This window comes from Streptomyces sp. NPDC101151, from assembly GCF_044768335.1.
Taxonomy (GTDB): domain Bacteria; phylum Actinomycetota; class Actinomycetes; order Streptomycetales; family Streptomycetaceae; genus Streptomyces.
The window spans coordinates 45,807-68,256 of record NZ_JBIWPP010000010.1 but is presented as its reverse complement, the minus strand read 5'-3'; the positions used below and the strand labels follow the sequence as shown (position 1 = coordinate 68,256).

Below are 22,450 nucleotides of genomic sequence, written 5' to 3'. Positions count from 1 at the left end.
AGGTACCGGCATCTTGAACAAACCCTCATCCGTGCAGGGGACTGTCGAGGGTCCGGACCGGGAGGCCGTTCGCAGCCATCCCGGTCCGGACCGTTGACGGAGTGTCATGTCTGGAACAAGCATGGTGGGCGTCCGCATCTGGGAGCGCTCCCACCGGGGCGCCCACCCGCACCTCCCCCGAGGAGCCCAGACGTGAAACGACGCAGAACCGCCCTGCTGTCCCTCGCCGCCCTGCTGGTTGCGGCCCTCACCGCGGCTCCGGCCGCTCCGGCCGCGGCCGACGAGGTCGAACAGGTCAGGAACGGCACCTTCGACACCACCACCGAGTCCTGGTGGACCACCGGCAACGTCACCGCGGGCCCGGCCGACGGACGGCTGTGCGCGGATGTGCCGGGCGGCACCGCCAACCGCTGGGACGCGGCCGTCGGGCAGAACGACATCACGTTGGTGAAGGGGGAGTCGTACCGCTTCTCCTTCAAGGCCTCCGGCGTGCCCGCGGGGCACGTGGTGCGGGCGATCGTGGGGCTGCAGGCGGCGCCGTACGACACCTGGTACGAGGTCGGTCCGCAGCTGAGCGCCTCCGGCGACTCGTACGCCTACACCTTCACTTCACCCGTCGACACCGGCCAGGCGCAGGTGGCCTTCCAGGCCGGCGGCGCGGCGGACGCCTGGCGGCTGTGCCTGGACGACGTGTCGCTGCTCGGAGGCGTCCCGCCGGAGGTGTACCAGCCCGACACCGGGCCCCGGGTCCGCGTCAACCAGGTGGCCTATCTGCCCGCCGGGCCGAAGAACGCCACTCTCGTCACCGACGCCGGCACCCGGCTGGCCTGGCAGCTGAAGAACGCCGACGGCCGGCCGGTCGCCCACGGCTGGACCGTACCGCGCGGAACCGACGTCTCCTCCGGGCAGAACGTCCACTCGATCGACTTCGGCACCTTCCGCGGGCGCGGCAAGGACTTCACCCTGGTCGCCGACGGGGAGACCAGCCGACCGTTCGACATCGGGACCGGAGCCTACGAGCAACTGCGCCTGGACTCGCTGAAGTACTACTACACCCAGCGCAGCGGCATCGCGATCCGCGACGAGCTCCGCCCGGGCTACGGCAGGCCCGCCGGTCACCTGAACGCCACACCCAACCAGGGCGATGCGAACGTGCCCTGCCGGCCGGGCCTGTGCGACTACACGCTGGACGTCACCGGGGGCTGGTACGACGCCGGCGACCACGGCAAGTACGTCGTCAACGGCGGCATCTCCACCTGGGAGCTGCTGAGCACCTACGAGCGCTCCCTGCTCGCCCGCACCGGCCGGCCCGGCCGGCTCGGCGACGGCAGCCTGGCCCTGCCCGAGAGCGGCAACAAGGTGCCGGACATCCTCGACGAGGCCCGCTGGGAGCTGGAGTTCCTGCTGACGATGCAGGTGCCGGACGGGCAGCCGCTCGCCGGCATGGCCCACAGCAAGGTGCACGACGCCCAGTGGACCGGACTGCCCCTGCTGCCCGGCGACGACCCGCAGAAGCGGGAGCTGCACGCCCCGACCACCCAGGCCACGCTGAACCTGGCGGCGGCGGCCGCGCAGGCGGCCCGCCTGTACCGGCCCTACGACCGGGAGTTCGCGGCGAAGGCGCTCTCGGCCGCCCGCACGGCATGGCGGGCCGCCCTCGCGCACCCGGAGATGTACCCCGACCCGGACGACGGCACCGGCGGCGGCGCCTACCCCGACGACAACACGTCCGACGAGTTCTACTGGGCCGCCGCGGAGCTGTACCTCACCACCGGGGAGCGGGAGTTCGCCGGCCATGTGCTGAAGTCGCCCGTCCACACCGCCGACATCTTCGGCCCGCTCGGCTTCGACTGGAGCCGCACGGCGGCGGCCGGCCGCCTCGACCTGGCCACCGTGCCGAGCGGGCTGCCGGGCCGGGACAAGGTCCGCCGGTCGGTGATCAAGGCGGCCGACACCTATCTGGCGACGGCCGGTTCCCAGCCGTACGGCATGCCGTACGCACCCGACGGCAATCTCTACGACTGGGGCTCCAACGCCCAGGTCCTCAACAACGCGCACGTCATCGCCACCGCCTACGACCTCACCGGTGCGGCGCAATACCGTGACGGCGCGCTGGAGAGCATGGACTACGTCCTCGGCCGCAACGCGCTCAACATCTCGTACGTCACCGGTTACGGCGAGGTCGCCTCCCACCGGCAGCACAGCCGTTGGTACGCCCACGAGCTCGACCCGAACCTGCCCGACCCGCCGAAGGGCACCCTCGCGGGAGGCGCCAACTCGAGCATCCAGGACCCGTACGCACAGAGCAGACTCAAGGGCTGCACGGGTCAGTTCTGCTACATCGACGACATCCAGTCCTGGTCCACCGACGAAACGGCCGTCAACTGGAACGCGGCGCTGGCCTGGATGGCCTCGTTCGCGGCGGACCAGGACTAGGGTTCGGCTCCCCCGCGCAACTGGTCAGGTGCGGTATCCGAGGATGGTCATCATGCCGCTCTCCGAGTGGTACTGGTTGTGGCAGTGGAACATCCACAGGCCGGGGTTGTCGGCGTCGAAGTCCACGACCAGCTTGCGGTGGGGGAGGACGATGGTGGTGTCCTTGCGCGCGCCGACGGCGTCCAGGCCGGTGAGCGCGAACGTGTGGCCGTGCAGGTGCATCGGGTGCCACATGCTCGTGGCGTTGATGAGGGTGAGCCGGACCCGCTCGCCGGCGCGGACAGGGTGGCGCTGGTGGAGGTCGTAGGCCTTGTGGTCGAAGCCCCAGTCGAACCTCTTCATGCTGCCGGTGACCCTGATGCGCATCTCGCGGTCGGGTTCGCGGTCCTCCAGGGCCACCGATTCGTGCGGCACGAGCCGGCGGGCGGGGACGATCTTCCCGTCCAGCTCGACCGGGCGGACATGCGCAGGGGGAACGGTTCTTCCCTTGTTGGTGCGCAGGACGGCGAGGGCCTGGCCCTTCTTGCCCTCGGCGAGTGCGACGAGGGGGAAGACGCCGTCCTTGGCGGTGATGAGAACGTCGTAACGCTCGGCCATGCCGATGAGGAGGGCATCGGTCCTCGTGTGCTCCACCGGGTAGCCGTCGGTGTGCGTGATCGTCATTTCGTGGCCCTCCAGCGCGACACGGAAGGCGGTTTCGGAGCCGGCGTTGATGATGCGCAGCCGGATGCGCTCGCCGGGGCGGCACCGGAACTCCGAGGGCTGGCCGGCCATGCGGCCGTTGGCGAGATAGATGGGGTAGTCGACGCTGCCCGCCTCCCCGTGGAGCATGCGGCTGTGCGAGTTGTGCAGCAGGCGGGAGGGTCCGCTCGCCGTGCGGGAGTGCGACGCGTGCGGGCCCGCCGACGCGCTGGGACCGGGACGGCCGGCATCGGGGCCCATGGCCATGCTGCCCATCTTCATGCCCGTACTTCCCGAGAGCTGTCTGAGCACCCCGTCCGGGGTGGAGCCGCCCACACCGTCGAGCCAGTCGTCCAGGAGGAGGATCCATTCCTTGTCGTACGCGAGGGGCTCCTTGGGGTCGTCGACGATGAGCGGGGCGTACAGACCGCGGTCGGGCTGGATCCCCACATGGGAGTGAAGGAAGTAGGTGCCCGGGTGGGCGACGGTGAACCGGTAGGTGAAGTCGGTTCCCGGATCGATGGCCTTCTGGGTCAGATCCGGAACGCCGTCCATGTCGCAGCGCATGCGCACGCCGTGGGAGTGGAGCGTGGTGGTCGCCGGCAGGCGGTTGGCCAGAGTGAGGCTGAGGACGTCACCGGCCGTGACGCGCACCAGCGGCCCGGGCAGCTGCTCGTGGTAGGCCCAGGTCCGCACACTGCGCCCGCCCAGGTCCAGGGTGGTCTCGGTGGCGGTCAGCTTCAGCATGCGTACCGGGCCGGAGCCGCGCTTGCGCTCGGCGGCACGGACCTCCGGACCTGACGGGTCGACATATCCCTTGGGCCCTGGGGGAACGAAATCCCCCTGGGCGGCCGCCGCGCCGTGCGGGCCGGGGCGGGCGGGGGAGCCGGAGTCGGTGCAGGCAGCCAGGAATCCCGCGCCGGCGGCAGCGAACGGGGCTCGGAGCAGGGTACGCCGCGAAGGTGTGTGCATGTATGAAATAAGACACTTTTTGCCCTGAAATATGCGGGAACTTCGGCGGCGCGTCTGATGGTGTCGGGTGCCAGGGGGTGGTGCGACGCGCCCGCTTCAGGCCGCGTCGTGGAACACCAGCCCCAGGGTGCGGCGCCGCCCGGACCGCACGGTGCTCACTCCGTGCCGCATCGCTCCGGCCGACCAGCCGCGGCGCGTATGCACGGGACGGTCACGGGTCGTGAACACCAGACCGTGCCCCTGCCGCAGGGCGGTCGCCGTCCCCCGGGACTGGGCGCGCGGCCGTTGCTCGACCATCAGGAACTCGCCTCCGGTGTAGTCGGAGCCGCAGGCGTCCAGGGCGATCACGACCTGGAGAGGGAAGACCAGCTCGCCGAACACGTCCCGGTGCAGGGCGTTCCAGTCACCCGGTCCGTAGCGGAGCAGGATCTGCGCCGACCGGTCCTGTCCGGCGGCGTGGCAGCGCTCCAGCCACTCGGCCAGGGAGTCCGGCCAGGGCGCCGGACGCTCCAGACGGGCCGCCCAGTCCCGGGCGACGGGGAGCAGGCGGGGGTAGAGGGCGGCCCGCAGCGCGGCCACGGGGGCGGGCAGGTCGTGGGTGAAATAGCGGTACTCGCCGGAGCCGAACCGGTGCCGGGCCAGATCGACGGTGGTGCGGAACAGCTCCGGTGCGTCGTAGAGCGCGGCCAGGCCGGCGCACTCCCCGAGGGTAAGCAGCGGGCCCGTGGGCGCGCTGCCGTGTTCGTCCAACTCGGCCGTGAGCGCGGCCCAGTCGGTTCCGGCCACCCGGCGCAGGGCCTCGGCATGGGTGAGTTTCATGACTCCGTCCTTCTCGCGGTCCCTCACAGCAGGGTCGGCTGCAGCGCGCCCTCGTGCGTGAGCAGCCACACCTTGCGCTCCACGCCGCCCGCGTACCCGCGCATCGAGCCGTCCGCGCCGATCACCCGATGGCAGGGGCGCACCAGCAGCACGGGGTTGGCGCCGAGGGCCCGGCCCACCGTGCGGATCTCGGCCCGGGGCACGCCCAGCCGCGCGGCCAGTTCGCCGTAGCCGGCCGTGGTGCCGTAGGGGATGTCGTCCAGCGCCCCCCACACCCGCTGCTGGAACGGGGTTCCGGCGGGGGCGAGCGGCAGGGAGAAGCGGGTGAGGCGGCCGGCGAAGTAGGCGTCCAGCTGCCGGCGCGCCTCGGCGAACGCCCGGTCGTCGCGGCTCTCCGCGCGGACGGCGGGCGCGCCGCGTTGCCCCGGCAGGGCCAGCGAGACGAGAGTGAGGAGGCCGCCGGACTCCTCACCGGTCAGCAGCAGTTCCCCGAGCGGGCTCGGGCAGGTGGTGTGGACGGTGTGCGTGGTCATCGCAGCTCCTGACTCTCGGCTTCGCTGTCGAGTCTGCTGCGCCCGGCGCCGTGTCACCGGCGGAAAACGGACATGACACTGACCTGGCGCTGACCCTCCGCGGGTACCGCGGGAAAGGGTGCTTGACCTGGTGATATTTACGGGTAAGTACCCGCGCGGTACCGTGATGGCATGCCAGCTCTCAACGTGGAGTTCAGCGAACGCGAACTCGAGGACCTGCGGCAGATCGCCAAGGAGCGCGGAACGTCGATGAAGGCCCTCGTCCGCGAGGCCGCCGCAGCCGACATCGCCCGGCACCGGGCGCTGCAGGAGGGCGCGGAGGCGTTCCGGAGCTTCTTCACCGCCCACGCCGACGAGTTCGCGGCCGCGTTCCCCGACGACGAGGCCCCCGCCAAGGGCCAGGCCGCCTAGTGATGCCTTCCGTCATCCATATCGACGTCCCGTGGCTGCTCCAGCGGCACGAGGAGGTCCTGCCCGACCAGCCCACGGTCGACGACTTCTCCGCGCTGGTGGCCGCCGTCGCCCGGCATCGCGTCGACCCGCCCCGGCTCGGCGTGGACTCCGACCCCGCCTGGCGGGCCGCCGCCCTGCTGCACACCCTCGCGCTGCTCAAGCCGCTGCCCGCGGCCAACGCCCGCTTCGCCTGCGCGACCGCGGTGGCCTACATGTTCGTCAGCGGCGTGGGTATCGACCCGCCCTACGGCGCCCTGGTCGACCTCGCCCGCGACCTGATCTCCGGCAAGGCGGACGTGTACGGCGCGGCCGACCGGCTCCGTTCCTGGCAGATCTGACACCGCCCGGACCGGCGGGGGAAGCCGCCGGGGCCGCCGGCCGCGGGCGGAGGAACGGGGCCGGCGGCCGGTTGCGCGCAGGAGAGCCGCCGTCCTGCGCGGGGCCTTCCGAGGGGGCCGGACCCCAGTCCACCACCGGGCCGGACACCCCGGGAGCGTGCGTGGCCGGCCGGTGTGTGCGCGCCTTTCGCACGGGGCGCACGGAAAACCGAATGCCGCCGTCGCGGAGCCGGTGTCCCACCCCGCTTCTGACTTTCCTTCAAAACTGCCGATGTCTTACGAGCGCCTTGTTGCGTGTGTGGAGGTTGTGCAAGGGTTGAAACACCTGTGCGGGGGACAATCGCCGGGACCTTTCCGGCAGTTGGGGAACCGGGCCGGTACTGCATCGGCGAATTCCCGCTCCCCGCGCGCGCATCCCTGAGATTGGCGCCGACGCGCCATACGCACAAAGGATTCCGCTCAGTGCCCACCCCCCACCCTCCTCGTCCTCCCTACCCGCCCCCCGGGGGCGATCCCGGGGAGTCCGACGAGTCCCTCGCCGCACCGCTGCGCGCCGGTTCCGACGCGGAGGCCTCCCGTTCGGCCGCCCTGCTGATGGCCCGGCACTGGCGGCCCGTGCAGGACTACGCGGTCATCTGCCTGGCCACGTCCGGGCCTCTCGCGCACATGGTCGCCGCGGCCGCCTTCCACCAGGTCCTCGACCGGCTCGCGCTCGGCGAATCCGCCGAGGCACTCCGGCCCCGTCTGCTGGTCGCCGTCCGGGACGCGGTCGTGAACTGGTCCTCCGCGGACCGGATGGCCGCCGTACTGCCGGGACTCCAGAAACCCGCCGGGGGCCGCAGTATCCGTGCGGCGAAGTCCCTGATACCGGAAAACCGCGCCCTGTCCGAACGTTCTTTCCAAAGCCTTCCCCGACTCGAACAGGCGTTGCTGTGGCACACCGAGGTCGAGGCCGAGCCGATAAATGTCCCCGCGGGGATGCTCGGCTTGGACAGCGACAGCGCGGCGGCCGCACTCGAACAGGCCCGCGAGAAATTCCGGGAAGGCTGTGTCAGCGCACACCGGGAACTCGCACCGAGCACCGACTGCCGGCACTACAACCGCCTCCTCGACGTACCGATCCGCCGGGGCGGCGCGCTTCTGCCGGACGTCCAGCAGCACCTCGCCGGCTGTCCCTACTGCCGGCACGCCGCCGAGCAACTGAGCCAGATCGAGGCCGGGCTGGGCGTGCTGCTGGCCGAAGCGGTCCTCGGCTGGGGCGCCCGCCGGTACCTGGAGTCGCGCCCCGGCCGCGGCCGGCCAGGACCCGCGCGCAGCCGCAGCACCTCCCGGGGCTCCGGCGGCCGCCGACGCGCCGGCGGGCCCGGGCTGCTGGAACGGGTCACGGCGCCCGGCGGCCGCCGACGGGGCGGCGCAGAGCCCGGGACGCTCGCCCGGACCTCAGGACGCCGTGCGCCCGGGGGCGGCTGGTCGTCCCGGACCCTGCTCACCGGAGTCGGCGTCGCCTCCGCCGGGCTGCTGGCGACCGTGCTCGCGATCAGTGTGTGGCCGGACGACGGCGACGGCACCGACCCGGTCGCCTCCACCAGCGCCGCCCCCGGCACCGACGCCCAGTCACCGCCCGCCTCCGACACGGCACCCGGCACGGCGGGTCTGCCCTCGGCCGGTCGGCCGACCCGGCTGCACAACGCAGCCGCCGACCTGTGCCTGGACATCAAGGGCAAGCCCGTGGCCGGCGCGAGCGCGGTACTGGCCGTCTGCTCCTCGGCGCCGACACAGCAGTGGACGTACGACGGCGACGGGCTGCTGCGCAGCGTGGCCGGCTCCGGGCTGTGCCTGGACTCGCACGCCGACGCGGGCGTGGTCATCCTCGGCACCTGTGCCGACGCGGGCGCGAAGCGCGGCGACGACGTGCGCTACGACCTCACCCCGCAGGGCGAGTTGCTGCCCCGTTGGGACGAGACCCTCGCACTCGCCACGGGCGGCGAGAACGCGGGCGCCGACATCGTCGTCAAGGTCCGGGACCGCTCCGCCGGACAGCGCTGGCTCGCCGACGGGCCGTCGGCGAGCCCGGGCTCCCTGTCGATCGCCGGCCGCGACGGGTCGTCCGCACGGCCGGCGGAGCTGCTGAGCACGCACACCTAGCCTCCCCTCGCCGCGTCTGGCCACCGGCCCGTGGCGAGACGCGGGCGGGTCCCGGGGGACGGCGAGGATCGAGCGAACCGGGGGCGGGACGCCGTCCGGACACGGGACCTGGGGAGGTGGGACCAGGTCCGCCGATCAGTACCGGGCGGACGGCGAGAAGCGGGGCGGCGGCGCCATGCGGTCCGGTGGTGCCGGGTGGGTCGGCGGTCGGGCGTGGTCCGGTGGTGCCACGGATGGGTCGGGGGTGCGATACGGATCCGCGGCCAGGCACGGGCCGGTGGTGCCACCCGAGCCGGTGGCGGCGGGTGGGCCGACGGTCAGGCATGGTCCGGCGGTGTCGCGCAGGGGCCGACGATGCGTCACGGGTCCGCGGCGAGACATGGCCGGGGTGCCACCAGCTCCGGCGGCGGCCGCATGGGGTGGCGTTCAGGCACGGGCCGGCGGGGCCACGTGGCCCCGCCGTGCCACCTGGGCCGGCGGGGCGACACCGGGTCCGCGGGGCCACCCCGGCCCATGGTCCGGCGGACGCCGGATCTCACACAGGCGTCTCGACGAGGTCGCTCGCCGTGACCGTCGACGGGCGGGAGTGCCCGCAGAGGGCGAGCGTGAGGTCCAGTTCCGCGAGCACACAGCGGACGACATGTTCCACGCCCGCCTGTCCGTCCAGACCGAGGCCGTAGACGTACGGCCGCCCCAGCAGCACCGCCCGGGCGCCGAGGGCGAGAGCCTTGAACACGTCGTCGCCGGTGCGCACCCCGCTGTCGAACAGCACGGTCAGCCGGTCGCCGACCGCGTCCGCGACCCGGGGCAGCGCGTCGGCCGCCGCGACGGAACCGGCCACCTGCCGGCCGCCGTGGTTGGAGACCACCACCCCGTCCATCCCGGCGTCCGCGGCGAGCCGGGCGTCGTCCGGGTGCAGGACGCCCTTGAGGACGATCGGCCCGTCCCAGTGCTCCCGCAGGAAGGCCAGGTCCGGCCAGGTGTGGCCGGGGTCCCCGAACAGGCCGAGGAAGTGCAGCACGGCCGCGTTCGGGTCCTCGTGCACGGGCTTGTCGAGGCCCGCCCGGAAGGCCGGGTCGGTGAAGTAGTTGGCGGTGCCCACCCCGTGCAGGAACGGCAGATACGCCTGGTCCAGATCGCGCGGCCGCCACGACAGCAGCGGGGTGTCCACGGTGACGACCAGCACCGAGAACCCGGCCGCCTTCGCCCGGCCGAGGAAACTCCGCGTCACCTCACGGTCCTTGCCCCAGTACAGCTGGAACCACCGCTCGGCGTCCCCCATCGCCTCCGCCACCTGCTCCATCGGCGTACTCGACGCCGACGACAGGATGTACGGCACCCCCTGCGCGGCGGCGGCCCGGGCGGCCGCCGACTCGGCGTCCGGATGCATGATCGACAGCACGCCCACCGGGGCCAGGGCAAGCGGCGCCGGCAGGGCGCGGCCCAGCACCCGTACCGACAGGTCGCGCTCCCGCACGTCCTTGAGCATGCGCGGCACGATCCGGCGGCGGGCCAGGGCCGCCCGGTTGGCGCGCGCGGTGCTGCCGTCGCCCGCGCTCCCCGCCACATAGCCCACCGGGCCGGGCCCGAGCCGGTGTTCGGCCAGTTCCTCCAGCCGGGTCAGATCGGTGGGTAGCCGGGGTACGGCCCCCGTCATCCCGTTGAGATAGATCTCGTACTGGAAGTCCGCCCAGTGCTTCGCCATCCGTCCCTCCCGCCGTTCGTCACCGCTCGTCACCGCTCGTGCGCGTGCCGACGATACTCGCCGGTAAGTGCGGGGCCGTCCACCGGGGACGGCCCCGAACGGGCCGTCGGCCGTCAGCCGACCCGGGCGACCGCCCGTACCGGAGCGCCGTCCGCCCCGGGGAGCCGCAGCGGGAAGAGGAACACCTCGACCGCCCGAGCGCCGACCAGCCGGTCGAGACCGGTGAGGTTCTCGGCGATCACCCCGCCCGCACCGCACAGCACCCGATGGGCCGGCAGACCGAAGTCGGCGTGGGGATCACCGGGCCGGGGCGTCGGGTCCACACTGAGCGCGTCCACCGCCACCGTGCGGGCCCCGGCCCGTACGACGGCCCCGGCGGCCTCGGGCGTCAGCCACGGGTGGGCGAGATACGCCTCGGTGCCCCAGTGCGCCGACCAGCCCGTGACAAGCAGCAGCAGCGCCCCGGGAGCCGCCGCCAGGGCGTCCAGCGCGGGGGCCAGCAGGGCGGGCGTGATGGGCGACCGTGGCGGCAGACCCCGGACGTCGGCCACGACCGCGGGCCCGGCGAACCGTTCCAGCGGCAGCTCGTCCAGGCGGGGCCAGGCGTCGTCGACGTGGTAGGGCGCGTCGACGTGCGTGCCGGACTGCGAACCCAGGTGCAGGGCCAGGACGTTGACGCCGTCGGCCGGGGCCCGCAGCGCGGACGAGACCGTGACCTCCGGGTCACCGGGATACACGGGCATCCCGGTGACCACGGGCACCGACAGATCGAACCAGCCGGTCATCGGCCGCCCTCGGCCGCGAGCGCGGTCGGCACGACGTCCGCCGCAGGACCGGGACCGGTGATCGGCGGCACCGGCGCGTCCACCGTACGGGCCAGTCGCGCGCCCTCGGGTCCGTACACCGCCCGGGGCTCGGGGAACAGCCGCAGCAGGGCGAGGAACAGGACGGCGGCCGTCGCGAGCGACAGCGGCAGGCTGATGTCGACGCCGTTCACCAGGTTCCCCAGCGGGCCGACGAACTGGCCCGGGATGTTGGTGAACAGGACACCGATCACCGCGGCGACCCACCAGGCCGTCATGCCGCGCCAGTTCCAGCCGTGCGCGAACCAGTAACGGCCGCCGCGCTGACGGCGGTTGAAGACCTGCAGCGCGTCCGGGTCGTACCAGCCGCGCCGGGTGTAGAAGCCGAGCATCATCACGACCATCCACGGCGTGGTGCAGGTGATGATCATCGTGGCGAACGTCGAGATCGACTGCACCAGGTCCAGGCCGAACCGGCCGATGAAGATGAAGGCGATGGACAGCGCGCCGACCAGCAGCGTCGCCTGGACACGGGACAGCTTCGGGAATACCGACGAGAAGTCCAGGCCGGTGCCGTACAGCGAGGTGGTGCCCGTGGACATGCCGCCGATCAGGGCGAGCAGACACACCGGCAGGAAGAACCAGCTCGGCGAGATCGCGAGCAGCCCGCCCACGAAGTCGGGCGCGGCCGGGTCGACGTACTTCGGTGCCTTGGTCGCGATGATGCTGGCGGTCGCCAGACCGAACACGAACGGCAGGAGGGTCGCGATCTGGGAGAGGAACGCGGCGCCGACCACCTTGCGGCGCGGAGTGCCGGCCGGGATGTAGCGCGACCAGTCGCCGAGGAACGCGCCGAACGACACCGGGTTGGACAGCACGATCAGCGCCGCACCGATGAACGACGGCCAGAAGAGCGACTGGGTCGAGGCGTCCGCCGAAGCCGTGAAGACACCGGCGTACGACGGGTCGAAGTCACCGGCGAACGCGATCGCACCGAGCAGGAACAGCACGGTCGCCGAGGCAACGGCGATCTTGTTGACGAAGAGCATGAACCGGAAGCCGTAGACGCACACCGCGAGGACCAGCCCGGCGAACAGGGCGTACGCGACGACGTACGACAGCGTGCCGCGTTCCAGGCCGAACAGCCGGTGCGCGCCGCCGACCAGGGCGTCGCCCGAGCTCCACACCGAGATGGAGAAGAAGGCGACGGCGGTCAGCAGCGACAGGAACGAGCCGACCACCCGGCCGTGCACGCCCAGGTGCGCGGATGAGGACACCGCGTTGTTGGTGCCGTTGACCGGACCGAACACGGCCATCGGGCACAGGATCAGCGCGCCCGCGAGGACACCGAGGAGGGTGGCGGCGAGCCCTTGCCAGAAGGAGAGCCCGAACAGGATCGGGAACGCGCCGAGGACACAGGTGGAGAAGGTGTTGGCGCCGCCGAAAGCGACCCGGAACAGATCGAGCGGGGTCGCGGTGCGGTCCGCGTCGGGGATGCGCTCGACACCGTAGGGCTCGACCTCGGTGAGCGAAGGCGGCGGCGCGGTGGGGGAGTCGGGGGGCGGAGGGGTCAACGGGGGCTCCAGCGAGGATGCGGCGATGGAGCGCTTGGTGGCGCGGCGGTGGCGAACGACCGTCGGTGCCGCGGGGTGTGCGGCACGGGCTGGGGCCGTCCCGGAGGGTTCTGCCGACGCTACGGCGCCGGCAGAACCCCTGCCAGAGGATGAATCATCCATCTTCACCGTCGTCGGTGGAGGAATCAGCCACCTCCTCGGAGTCCGGCCCCTGCGCCCGTACCCGCTGGACGTGTTCCAGGGACTCGCGCAGCTCGGTCAGCCAGTCGTCGGTGTGCCGCTGGACCAGGCGCACGCACCAGGCGAGGGCGTCACTGCGGCTGCGTGCCACGCCCCCCGCGATGAGCGTGTCCAGGACCTGGCGTTCCGGCTGGCGCAGCCGGGTCATCACCGGCGCGGCCACATGCGTGAACAGGGCGCGCTCCGTGCCGCAGACGACACCCCAGGACACCTTCCGGCGGAACAGGTGCTCGGCCTCGCGGGCCGCCTCCATCCGGGCCTCGCGGGTCCGCTCCCGGAACTCCTGGATCCGTGCCCGTACGGCGGACTCCCGCTCGGCGTCCGAGGCGTTGCCGGCGAGCCGGGGCTCCGGGATGCGTCCGATCACCGTGATCTCCTCGCGGTCGGCGGTCACCTCGACCAGTTCCTCGAAGAGATCGTCGGACAGCCGGCCGGCGAACCAGCCGCGCAGCTTCGCTTTCTGCTCAGTTGTAATCATGTAATGAGGATTACTCCAGCCATTCCATGAACACAAGGCGTCACGAAGGGGTTCGCCGTGGGCAGAGCCGGAATGTTTCAGGCCTATTAACGAAGCGGTGTTTTTCAGCCATCCGGCCGTCGCCCACGATCAAGAGCGGCTCAGTTGAGCGGTCGGCGTGTTCGAATTCCGTGACTTCACGCCACTGTTTCAACACGCAAGGTTACTGAAAGCTGTGGGTCGGATGTGTGTTTCGACGGCGGACTCGGCAGAGTGGCGCTCGCCGCTCCGGCGCCTACCGGGCCGAAGCTGGCACCCGTCTATTCGAGCGGAAGGATGCACACAATGCGGAACACCGCGCGCTGGGCAGCGACCCTCGGCCTCGCGGCCGCCGCCGTCTGCGGACCCCTCACCGGGGGCGCCGCCGCTGCACCGGATGCCGCGCCGTCGTCGCTCTACGCCCCCTCGGCGCTGGTGCTCACCACCGGTCACGGCGACAACGCGGCCTTGGCCACTCCAGAGCGCGCCGTCACCCTGAACTGCGCCCCGACGGCCTCCGGCACCCACCCGGCCGCAGCCCTGGCCTGCGCCGAACTGCGCGGCATCGGCGGCAACTTCGAGGCCCTCAAGTCCCGCGACGACGTCTGGTGCACCAAGGTGTACAACCCCGTGGTCGTCACGGTGGACGGCGTCTGGCAGGGCAAGCGCGTCTCGTACGAACGTACTTTCGGCAACTCGTGCGTGAAGGACGCACTGAACAGCAGCGTCTTCGCGTTCTAGGGACCGGGATCGCGCGGTCACCCCGTATCACCGGATCAGGCCCGCAAATGGGGAGTGCGGCCCCTGGGGCGGGGAACCTGCGATCTCGTACCGGGGCCGACGGGCGGAGTGGGGCCGCCCGCCGGCTACCGGGCACGATGCCGCTCCCCGGGCTGGCCTGTGGGGGGTCGTCCCGGGGAGCGGCGAAAAACAACTGGTTTCAACAGGACCCATGTCACGTACTGGTGACTCGTGTCGCACCAGGCGTGACGGCGGCCGCCCAGGCCTGTGCACGGACTGTTGCCACGCCACGCCGCGGTCGACCGCCAGGGCGCGCCGAGGCCGACCGCCAGGGTGTTCCGCGAGCGATCGCGACGACCCGCCGCAGCGCCCTCAGGCGCCCCGCCGGTGCATGCGCCGCGGCCACCAGGCCGGTACCGCCCGCCGGTAGACCCCGTACTCGGCGCCGAACCGGCGCGCCAGCCCCGGCTCCTCGTGCGGCGCACGAAGGCCCAGATCAGCACCCAGGTCCCGGCCGCGTACGCGAACAGCACCGACCGGGCGACCAGCAGACCCTGGCCGCACAGCGCGGCGACGACCGCGACGTGGATCGGATGGCGTACGTACCGGTACGGCCCGTTCACCACCAGCCGCGCGGGCGGCGCGACGGGCGCCGGGTGCCGAGTCCCTCCGGGCGAACCGGGCAGAGGACTCAAGGATCACGGCGGCTCCGGCCGCCAGGGGAGCGAGGCCGGGCAGTCGCAGCGGAAGCCACCGGTCACCGGCCCGCCGGCCGCCGGTCCACCACGGCACCAGCACGGCGGCACTTCCCGGGATCACGACGAGGCAGAGGGCGCCGCCGTCGCCGACCCCTCGCCTCGCGCATGCCCACACCATGACAGCGGAGAGGGGCCGCCGTCTCCCTGCTGACGGCGGCCCCTCTGACCGGAGGGCTCCGCTAGGCGGTTCGGCGGAGCGGACGCGGCTGTCACATGTGGACGACCGGTGCGGCCCCGGCGTCCTGCTTCGGCACCCCGCGCCGGTAGAGCAGGAACGCGATCACCGTGCCCGCGGCGAAGAAGCCCGCAGACCACCCGAAGGCGGTGGTGTAGCTCTCGATCGTCGCCTGCGCCTGGACCGGCCTGCTCGCGGGGTTGTGGCCCGACAGGTAGTCGGTGGCCGCGCTCGCCGCGAGGGTGTTCAGCAGGGCCGTGCCGATCGAACCGCCCACCTGCTGCATGGCGTTGACCGTCGCCGAGGCGACACCCGCGTCCTCGGCCGCGACCCCGCCGGTGGCCAGCTGCATCGCGGGCGGCATGACCAGGCCGAGGCCCGCGCCGATCACGATCAGCTGCGGCAGCACCGCGCTGACGTAGTCGGAGCCGAGGCCGATGCCGGTCAGCCAGGCCATGCCGGCCGTGGCGATCGCGAAGCCCAGCGGGATGACGGCCTTCGGGCCGATCCGGGGCATCAGGACGGTCGTGCCCACCTGGGAGGCCACCATCAGAGCGCCGACCATCGGCAGGAACGCCACACCGGTCCTCGTGGGGCTGAAGCCGAGGTTGAGCTGGAGGTAGTAGGTCAGGAAGAGGAACACGCCGAACATGCCCGCGCCGGTGATCAGCACCGCGAGGAACGAGGCGCCGCGGTCGCGGTCGAGCAGGATGCGCAGTGGCAGCAGCGGGTGTGCGGTCCGCGTCTGCCACCAGGCGAAGGTGGCCAGCAGCAGCCCGCCCGCGCCGAGGAAGCCCCAGGTCAGCGGCGAACCCCAGTCGTGGGTCTCGGCGTTGGAGAAGCCGTACACCACAGAGAACAGGCCGGCGGCGACCAGGACCGTGCCCGGCACGTCCAGCCTGGCGTTCGCCGCGTCCCGGTGGTTGCCCAGCAGCACCCAGCCGCCGATGAAGGCGACGACCGCGATGGCCACGTTCACGTAGAGCGTCCAGCGCCAGTCGAACGCATCGGTCAGTACACCGCCGAGCAGCAGACCGACCGCACCGCCGGCACCCGCGATGGCGCCGTACACGCTGAACGCGCGGGCCCGCTCCCGGGCGTCGGTGAACGTCGTGTTGAGCAGCGACAGCGCGGCCGGGGCGAGGAGTGCGCCGAAGACGCCCTGCAGGGCGCGCGCGATGACCAGCATGGTGAAGCCGTTCGCGGCACCGCCGAGCGCGGAGGCGGCGGCGAAGCCGACGACGCCGACGAGGAAGGCGGGCTTGCGGCCGAACAGGTCGGCGATCCGGCCGCCGAGCAGCAGCAGTGAGGCGAAGGCCAGCGCGTAGGCGGTGACGATCCACTGCCGGTTGCCGTCGGAGAAGCCGAGGTCGGCCTGGGCGGAGGGCAGGGCGATGTTCACGATCGTGGCGTCGAGCACCACCATCAGCTGGGCTATGGCGATGACCGCGAGGATCCACCACCGCTTGCCCGAGGCCTCGGCGTGGGCTTTCGCGAGAGCCCCGGTGCGGGGACCGTCGGTCAGGGTCTTCTGGGGCATGGGGGCCACTCCAGGGAAGTCGTTCGGCAAGGGCGCGCAACGGCCGCGTAAACGAAACTGTTTCGTACACATTGTAGGCTAGAGGAGATTTAGCGAAACGGCAACGTTTCGTTTTCCGGGCTGCCCCGACCCGGTCCCCAGGGCGGAGCGCGTCCGCTACGGTGGCGCCGTCGGCATGGGGGCTCTGAGTCGAGAATCGGTTACAGGTGGCAGACACTTCTTCTGGTCCCGTAGCGGTGATCCTGACCGCGCTGCACGTCGAGTACGACGCGGTGCGCGCCCGGCTCGAGGACCTCACCCGCAGCAGCGAGAGCGGCACGATCTTCGAGCGGGGCCGGCTGCCCGGCTCCCCGTGGACCGTCGTCCTGGCGCAGACCGGTCCCGGCAACGACAACGCGGCCGTGGTCACCAAGCACGCCTACGACCTGTACCGGCCGAGGGTGCTGTTCTTCGTCGGTGTGGCGGGCGGGCTGAAGGACGACGTCCGGATCGGCGACGTGGTGATCGGCGAGCGCATCTACGACTACCGCGAGAAGCAGAGTCCGCGCGGCGGTCACTACCGGCCCCGGGGCTGGGAGGCGCCGTGGTGGCTCGTCCAGCACGTACAGCGCATCGCCTTCGGGTCCGAGGTGGCCGGCCGGGTGCGGGTCGCGCCGATCGCCTCCGGGAACGTCGTTCTCGACCGGGAGACCTCCGAGCTGGGCGAACTGCTGCGCGGGAACTACGACGACGCCGTCGCGATCGAGATGGAGAGCGCCGGCGTGTGCCGGGCCGCCCATCTCGTCGGCGGGCTCGACACGTTGACGATCCGGGGGATCAGCGACAAGGCCGACGGCGGCAAGCACCGGGCGGATTCGGGCGGTTCCCAGGAGATCGCGGCGTGGTGCGCGGCCGCGACGGCCGTGCGGATCCTCACGTCGCTGCCGCCCGAGCGCACGGTGGGTGCCTCGGCCGGCCCTGACACCGTGGGCTTCGAGGGTCGGTCCGGTGCCGGTTCCGGTTCCGGTTCCGCGTCCCCCGCGTCCGAACACGCGTCGGCCGCCGGCACCGACGCGTCCGAGCCGGGCGGCGGTGATGCCGTCGTATACGGAGCGCGTGGTACGGACTCCGCCGCAGCCGGGACGGACGGTGACGAGCCGCTCGTGTCGGAGGTGGCCGCATCGGAGGTGGCTGGGTCGGAGGTACCCGAATCGGAGGTGCCCGCTACCGCGGCGGTCGTGTCGGAGGCGGCGGATGACGATTCCGTCGTCTCCCCGGTCCGCCGCGAGCGCAGCACCCCGCAGGGTTCCGGCACCTCCGCGGAGCGCCGGGGTGACCCGCCCGTACCCCCGGCTCGCCGCCGCCGGGCGCTGCTGCCGGCGGCCGCGGGACGCGTCCGATTAGGCGAGCGGTCCGCCGGCAGGTTGTCCGGGCGTACCCGAGCCGTCCTCGTGGCCTGTGTCGCGATGGCCGTGGCCGGTGCGCTCGTCGCCTTCCTGCTGAAGGCCACGGGCGACTCCGGCACGGATGACAAGAACTCGGCGCTGGCGCGCTGTTCGCTCGCCCGCGTCAAACTGCACGTCGCCGCGTCCATCGACGTCTCGACCTCGCTGAGCGAGGCCGCCGCGCAGTACAACGCGCGGACCAGCACGGACGGCACCTGTGTCAAGGTCGAGGTCTCCTCCGTCAACTCCGGTACGGCGATGCGCGCGCTGGCCACGGGCTGGGGCGAGGACGACGGTGACCGGCCCGACGTGTGGTCGCCCGCCGGCAGCGAGTGGCTCACCCTGGCCCGCGCCCGGGCGAAGGGGGCGGCGAAGAGGCTGCTGCCCGAGACGGCCGAGCCCATCGTGACCAGCCCGCTGACGATCGCCATGCCCAAGCCGATGGCCGAGGCCCTCGGCTGGCCGGAGTCCACCATCGGCTGGGGCAAGCTCGCCGAATGGGCCGCCGACCCGGCCAAGTTCTGGGAGAGCGTCGGGCAGAAACAGTGGGGCGCGTTCAAGCTGGGCAAGACGAACCCCTCGTACTCCACCTCCGGCCTGAACGCCACCATCGGCGCCTACTACGCCAAGACCCGCACCAGCGCCGAACTGTCCGCCGAGGACATCGACGCGCCGGACAACCAGGCCTTCGTCCGCGCCATCGAGAAGTCCGTGGTCCACTACGGCGACACCACGCTGACGTTCCTGGCCAACCTGCGCGCCGCCGACGACCGGGGCGGTGCCGACGAGGCGCTGAAGTACATCTCGGCCGTCACGGTCGAGGAGGACGCCGTCGTCGCGTACAACGAGGGCTACCCCTGCGGGGCCTACAGCAAGGCGCGCGGCTGCGAGAAGCGGAGCCGCCCGCGCACCCCGTTGGTCTCCTTCTACCCGAGCGACAGCGACCCGGTCAGCGACCATCCGTATGTCGAACTCGCCGGCATGGGCAAGGTCAAGCGGCCGGTGGCCCGGGACTTCCTGGCCTACCTGCACCGCCCGGAGGTCTACGGCAAGTACTTCGCGCCGTACGGCTTCCGGACCCACACGGGCGCCGCCGGCGCCGCCCCGGCCCTGTCGCCGGACAACGGCGCACTGCCCACGGCGAGTATCTCTCAGTACGCGGCCCCCGACGGTGACGTCCTCGACCGGCTGCAGACCGTCTGGCCCACCCTGCGGCGGCGGGCGAACGTCCTCGTGCTGATCGACACCTCCAAGTCGATGGGCGACAAGGTGCCCGGCACCGGCGGCAGCAAGATGGAGCTGCTGCGCAACGCCGAACCCGCGCTCTTCGGCGGGCTCGCGGCCACCGACCGGGTCGGCCTGTGGAAGTTCTCCAACGCGGCCGGTCTCGACGGCAAGCACCACTACGTCCCGCTGGTGGACATCGGGCCGATGGGGGAGAAGCCGGCCGGGCGCGGCGGTGCGACGCGGCGCGCGGTGCTCGCGGACGAGGTCGGCAACCTGGTGCCGAGCGGCGCGACCGGCCTGTACGGCACGGTCGAGGCGGCGGTGGACGCCATGCGCAAGGACTACGACCCGGGCGCCATCAACGCGATCGTCCTGCTCACCGACGGCCGCAACGAGGGCGTGCCGCCCACGCCGTCCCTCAAGCAGGTGCTCGCCGGGATCGGCACCCCCGAGAAGAGGGTCCGCGTGTTCACGGTGGCCTACGGATCGCAGGCCGACCAGCAGGACTCGAACGGCCGGACGGTGCTGGAGGAGATCGCCGCGGCCACCGGGGCGCACGCCTACGACGCCAAGAACCCGAACATCATCAGCGAGGTGCTGACCAGTGTGATCTCGAACTTCTGAGAGCTCGCGCGCCGAGGCCCGGGCAGTCTTCCATTCCTTGACAGGAATATAACCGCAGAGGCATATTGGTCTCATGTCCGACGCCGCGCTCTGGACCGCTCTCGCCGACCCCCACCGGCGGGCCATCGTCGCTCTGCTCCTGGAGCGGCCCCGGCCCGTCGGGGAGATCGTGGAGGCATGCGGGCTGAGCCAGCCGAGCACCTCCAAGCACCTGAAGGTGCTGCGGGAGGCGGGTCTGGTGCGGGTCAGGCAGGACGCGCAGCGCCGCGTCTACGCCCTCGACCCGGCCCCGATCGCCGCCCTCGACGCCTGGCTGGCGCCGTACCGCAGACTGTGGAACAGCAGCCTCGACGCCCTGGGCCGCCGCCTCGACGAGGCCAACGAGCCGAGCGAGCCGAGCGAGGCGAACGAGTCCCAGGACTCCGTCGAGCGGGACGAGATATCGGACGCCACCTGAATCCCCCCATCGTGAAGGACCCGAGCACCATGTCCGTCGACCTCACCGGCACCTATCTGACCCTCGACGACGGCCGCCCAGCCGTCCGCTTCAGCCGTACCTACGACCACCCGATCGACCGCGTCTGGCACTTCGTCACCGACCCGGACGAACTCGCCGCGTGGTTCCCCTCCCGCGCCGAGGCGGACCTGCGCCCCGGCGGCGCCATCCGGTTCAGCGGCGACCCCAACATGCCCGAGTCCACCGGCCGGGTGCTCGCCGTCGACCCGCCCCGGCACCTGTCCTTCGAGTGGGGCGGCGACGAACTCCACTTCGACCTGGAGGCGGCGGACGAAGGGCGCACCCGGTTCACCCTGACCAACGTCCTCGTCGCCGAGAACACCGCCGCCCGCAACGGCGCCGGCTGGGAGGTCTGCCTGACCGCCCTGGACGCCATGGCACGCGGCGAGCGCTCGGCGGGGCCGCACGCAGGGGCGGGCGCGCCGTGGAAGGAGTTCTACGACGGCTACATCGGGGCCGGAATGCCCTCGGGTGCACCCGTCCCGGGGCTGGACTGACCCGCGCTCTCAGCCTGCGAACACCCGGGCCAGGGCCGCGGAGAGCGGCCCGGGACCGGCCGGGGACACCCGTGCGCCGAGATAGCCGTCCGGGCGCACGAGGAACGCGTTGCTCCCACCGGTCCCGTACCGCTCGCGGAACTCGCCCCGGCCATCTCGCAGCACCGGCAGGGACAGGGGACCGGCGTCCTCGTGTTCCGGCAGCACGCAGTAGCAGGCCAGCCGGCCGTGCGCCATGCGGCGCGCGGTGCCGGCCAGCTCGTCGAACCCCTTCGCCCCGTCGGCGCGGTCCGCGTACAGAAGCAGGACGTGGTCCCGCTCGCGCAACACGTCGTAGAGACGGAGCGGGAAGTTCGCGAGCGGGTCCAGCAGGCCGCCGCAGTCCGGTGCGCGCTCACCCGCGGCCGGGCCGGGACCGGCTGCCGGTCCCGGTTCGACGAGCGGGCTGTCCGGGTAGGCGATCAGCAGCTGTGCCTCCCGCAGTCCCACGGTCAGGGGATCGTCCGGGTCGGCCTGGATGCCCTGCGCCGAGTGCCGCAGGGTGCGGCCCACCACTTCCTGTCCCACCGGCCTGCGTTCGGCGTCGTAGCTCGCCGGCAGCCCGGGCCGGGCGACGCCCTGTGTCGCGAGGGCCAGTTTCCACGCCAGGTTGCAGGCGTCCTGGATCCCGGTGTTCATGCCCTGGGCGCCGGTCGGCGGATGGATGTGCGCGGCATCGCCGGCCACGAAGACGCGGCCCTCGCCGTAGCGGTCCACGATGCGGTGGCTGATGCGGAACACCGACGACCAGCGCATCGCCGACGCGGTCGTCGGCCGTGGGGACAGCCGGTCGAGGACGGCCTGGACGTGCTCCAGGCGCGGGGCCGGCCCGGTCTCCAGGCCGTGGGTCACCGCGTCGACCGCCTCCGGCCGGTCCCGCAGCGAGAGTTCGGGCGGGACCAGCATGGACATGCGGTAGCGGTACCGGCCCGGCAGCGGGATGCACACGAGTATGTCGTCCACCGCACCGCCGGGATCGCGGTGCATCGCGCGCACCGTCCATCCCGGTGCCAGGTCCCAGTCCACCTCCACGTCCGCGAGCATGTACTCCTCCGGCAGCGCCCCGCCTTCGAAGGACAGCCCCAGCGTCTTGCGCACGACGCTGTGCGCGCCGTCGCAGCCGACCAGGAAGCGCGAGCGGATCTCCGTCTCCTCGCCGTCCGAGGTGCGCAGCCGGCCGGTGACCCCGTCGGCGTCCTGGGTGAAGGACAACAGCTCCGTTCCGCGCTCGATGCGGTTGCCGAAGCAGGCCAGGCGCTCTTCGAGGATGCGCTCGGTCTCGTACTGCGGCAGCGCGGCGAACCCGTACGGCACCTCGGGCGGCAGCGACATCTCCATGCGCCCCTGTTCGGTGCCGTTCACATAGGTGAGCTGTCCGCGCAACGGAACCGCCGCGTCCAGGGCCGCGCGGGCCACGCCCATCCGGTCCCAGATCTCGATCGTCCTCGGCTGGATCCCCACCGCCTTCGCATACGGCAGCCGCTTCGGAAGTCTGTCGACGAGCCGGCAGCCGACCCCCCGTCTGCTCAGTTCGAGGGCGGCGGTCAGACCGACCGGGCCCGCCCCGGCGATCAGTACGTCGGTGTCCGTCATGCGCTGCTCCCGCCCGGCGGCGGGCGAACGGCCCCGGGGCCGGCTCCGTGCGGCCCCGGCCCGTCCGGGCCCCGCCGTGCTCGTTCTCGGTTCCATGGTCGTCCGCGGGAACCGGCACGG

The 22,450-nt window shown here is 72.3% G+C and carries 18 protein-coding genes; 8 read left to right on the top strand and 10 right to left on the bottom strand.

Going from position 1 to position 22,450, the window contains the following annotated elements; translation table 11 throughout:
* Positions 1 to 192 precede the first annotated feature (192 nt).
* Positions 193 to 2,436: a glycoside hydrolase family 9 protein gene (locus ACIRU3_RS20345; RefSeq protein ID WP_404058039.1), complete on the top strand. Its 2,244-nt coding sequence runs from the start codon at positions 193 to 195 to the stop codon at positions 2,434 to 2,436.
* Between the two features lie 24 nt (positions 2,437 to 2,460).
* Here ACIRU3_RS20345 and ACIRU3_RS20340 read toward each other — a convergent pair whose 3' ends face one another.
* The 3 genes from ACIRU3_RS20340 to ACIRU3_RS20330 form a co-directional block, all read right to left on the bottom strand.
* Positions 2,461 to 4,089, bottom strand: a complete 1,629-nt coding sequence (locus tag ACIRU3_RS20340; protein WP_404058037.1) for a multicopper oxidase family protein — start codon at positions 4,087 to 4,089, stop codon at positions 2,461 to 2,463.
* A gap of 96 nt (positions 4,090 to 4,185) precedes the next feature.
* Positions 4,186 to 4,908, bottom strand: coding sequence for a 2OG-Fe(II) oxygenase (locus ACIRU3_RS20335; RefSeq protein ID WP_404058035.1), 723 nt, complete (start codon positions 4,906 to 4,908; stop codon positions 4,186 to 4,188).
* Between the two features lie 23 nt (positions 4,909 to 4,931).
* A complete protein-coding gene (locus tag ACIRU3_RS20330; protein ID WP_404058033.1) occupies positions 4,932 to 5,441 on the bottom strand; it encodes a methylated-DNA--[protein]-cysteine S-methyltransferase in 510 nt (169 codons plus the stop codon).
* Between the two features lie 171 nt (positions 5,442 to 5,612).
* Between ACIRU3_RS20330 and ACIRU3_RS20325 the strand changes: the two genes are divergently transcribed.
* The 3 genes from ACIRU3_RS20325 to ACIRU3_RS20315 all read left to right on the top strand — a co-directional run bounded on the left by ACIRU3_RS20325 (position 5,613) and on the right by ACIRU3_RS20315 (position 8,377).
* Positions 5,613 to 5,852, top strand: coding sequence for a hypothetical protein (locus ACIRU3_RS20325; protein ID WP_404058031.1), 240 nt, complete (start codon positions 5,613 to 5,615; stop codon positions 5,850 to 5,852).
* 2 nt (positions 5,853 to 5,854) lie between these two features.
* Positions 5,855 to 6,232, top strand: coding sequence for a toxin Doc (locus tag ACIRU3_RS20320; RefSeq protein ID WP_404058029.1), 378 nt, complete (start codon positions 5,855 to 5,857; stop codon positions 6,230 to 6,232).
* A 462-nt stretch (positions 6,233 to 6,694) separates the two neighbouring features.
* Positions 6,695 to 8,377 (top strand): RICIN domain-containing protein, encoded by a 1,683-nt coding sequence (locus ACIRU3_RS20315; RefSeq protein ID WP_404058027.1) that lies wholly within the window; start codon positions 6,695 to 6,697, stop codon positions 8,375 to 8,377.
* A 535-nt stretch (positions 8,378 to 8,912) separates the two neighbouring features.
* Here ACIRU3_RS20315 and ACIRU3_RS20310 read toward each other — a convergent pair.
* The 4 genes from ACIRU3_RS20310 to ACIRU3_RS20295 form a co-directional block, all read right to left on the bottom strand.
* Positions 8,913 to 10,082, bottom strand: coding sequence for a lactate 2-monooxygenase (locus ACIRU3_RS20310; RefSeq protein ID WP_404058025.1), 1,170 nt, complete (start codon positions 10,080 to 10,082; stop codon positions 8,913 to 8,915).
* Between the two features lie 113 nt (positions 10,083 to 10,195).
* Positions 10,196 to 10,867 (bottom strand): cyclase family protein, encoded by a 672-nt coding sequence (locus ACIRU3_RS20305; RefSeq protein WP_404058023.1) that lies wholly within the window; start codon positions 10,865 to 10,867, stop codon positions 10,196 to 10,198.
* Positions 10,864 to 12,459 (bottom strand): purine-cytosine permease family protein, encoded by a 1,596-nt coding sequence (locus ACIRU3_RS20300; RefSeq protein ID WP_404058021.1) that lies wholly within the window; start codon positions 12,457 to 12,459, stop codon positions 10,864 to 10,866. Before ACIRU3_RS20300 ends, ACIRU3_RS20305 begins: the two co-directional genes overlap by 4 nt.
* Positions 12,460 to 12,613: 154 nt before the next feature.
* Positions 12,614 to 13,177 (bottom strand): hypothetical protein, encoded by a 564-nt coding sequence (locus ACIRU3_RS20295; protein WP_404058019.1) that lies wholly within the window; start codon positions 13,175 to 13,177, stop codon positions 12,614 to 12,616.
* Positions 13,178 to 13,501: 324 nt separating this feature from the next.
* Between ACIRU3_RS20295 and ACIRU3_RS20290 the strand changes: the two genes are divergently transcribed.
* The gene (locus ACIRU3_RS20290) at positions 13,502 to 13,936 is read left to right on the top strand and encodes a protease inhibitor (protein WP_404058017.1); all 435 of its coding nucleotides are present in this window, start codon (positions 13,502 to 13,504) and stop codon (positions 13,934 to 13,936) included.
* Between the two features lie 125 nt (positions 13,937 to 14,061).
* Here ACIRU3_RS20290 and ACIRU3_RS20285 read toward each other — a convergent pair whose 3' ends face one another.
* Positions 14,062 to 14,559 (bottom strand): hypothetical protein, encoded by a 498-nt coding sequence (locus ACIRU3_RS20285; protein WP_404058455.1) that lies wholly within the window; start codon positions 14,557 to 14,559, stop codon positions 14,062 to 14,064.
* 344 nt (positions 14,560 to 14,903) lie between these two features.
* Complete coding sequence (locus tag ACIRU3_RS20280; protein WP_404058015.1) at positions 14,904 to 16,409, bottom strand: MFS transporter; 1,506 nt, start codon at positions 16,407 to 16,409, stop codon at positions 14,904 to 14,906.
* A 206-nt stretch (positions 16,410 to 16,615) separates the two neighbouring features.
* Between ACIRU3_RS20280 and ACIRU3_RS20275 the strand changes: the two genes are divergently transcribed.
* The 3 genes from ACIRU3_RS20275 to ACIRU3_RS20265 all read left to right on the top strand — a co-directional run bounded on the left by ACIRU3_RS20275 (position 16,616) and on the right by ACIRU3_RS20265 (position 20,698).
* A complete protein-coding gene (locus ACIRU3_RS20275; RefSeq protein ID WP_404058013.1) occupies positions 16,616 to 19,684 on the top strand; it encodes a substrate-binding domain-containing protein in 3,069 nt (1,022 codons plus the stop codon).
* A gap of 73 nt (positions 19,685 to 19,757) precedes the next feature.
* The gene (locus ACIRU3_RS20270; protein ID WP_404058011.1) at positions 19,758 to 20,141 is read left to right on the top strand and encodes an ArsR/SmtB family transcription factor; all 384 of its coding nucleotides are present in this window, start codon (positions 19,758 to 19,760) and stop codon (positions 20,139 to 20,141) included.
* Positions 20,142 to 20,170: 29 nt separating this feature from the next.
* Positions 20,171 to 20,698, top strand: a complete 528-nt coding sequence (locus tag ACIRU3_RS20265; protein ID WP_404058009.1) for an SRPBCC family protein — start codon at positions 20,171 to 20,173, stop codon at positions 20,696 to 20,698.
* Positions 20,699 to 20,707: 9 nt separating this feature from the next.
* Here the strand turns inward: ACIRU3_RS20265 and ACIRU3_RS20260 are convergent, their stop codons facing one another.
* Positions 20,708 to 22,330 carry an FAD-dependent monooxygenase gene (locus ACIRU3_RS20260; protein WP_404058007.1) on the bottom strand — a complete coding sequence of 541 codons (1,623 nt, stop codon included), beginning with the start codon at positions 22,328 to 22,330 and terminating at the stop codon, positions 20,708 to 20,710.
* Between the last annotated feature and the right edge of the window lie 120 nt (positions 22,331 to 22,450).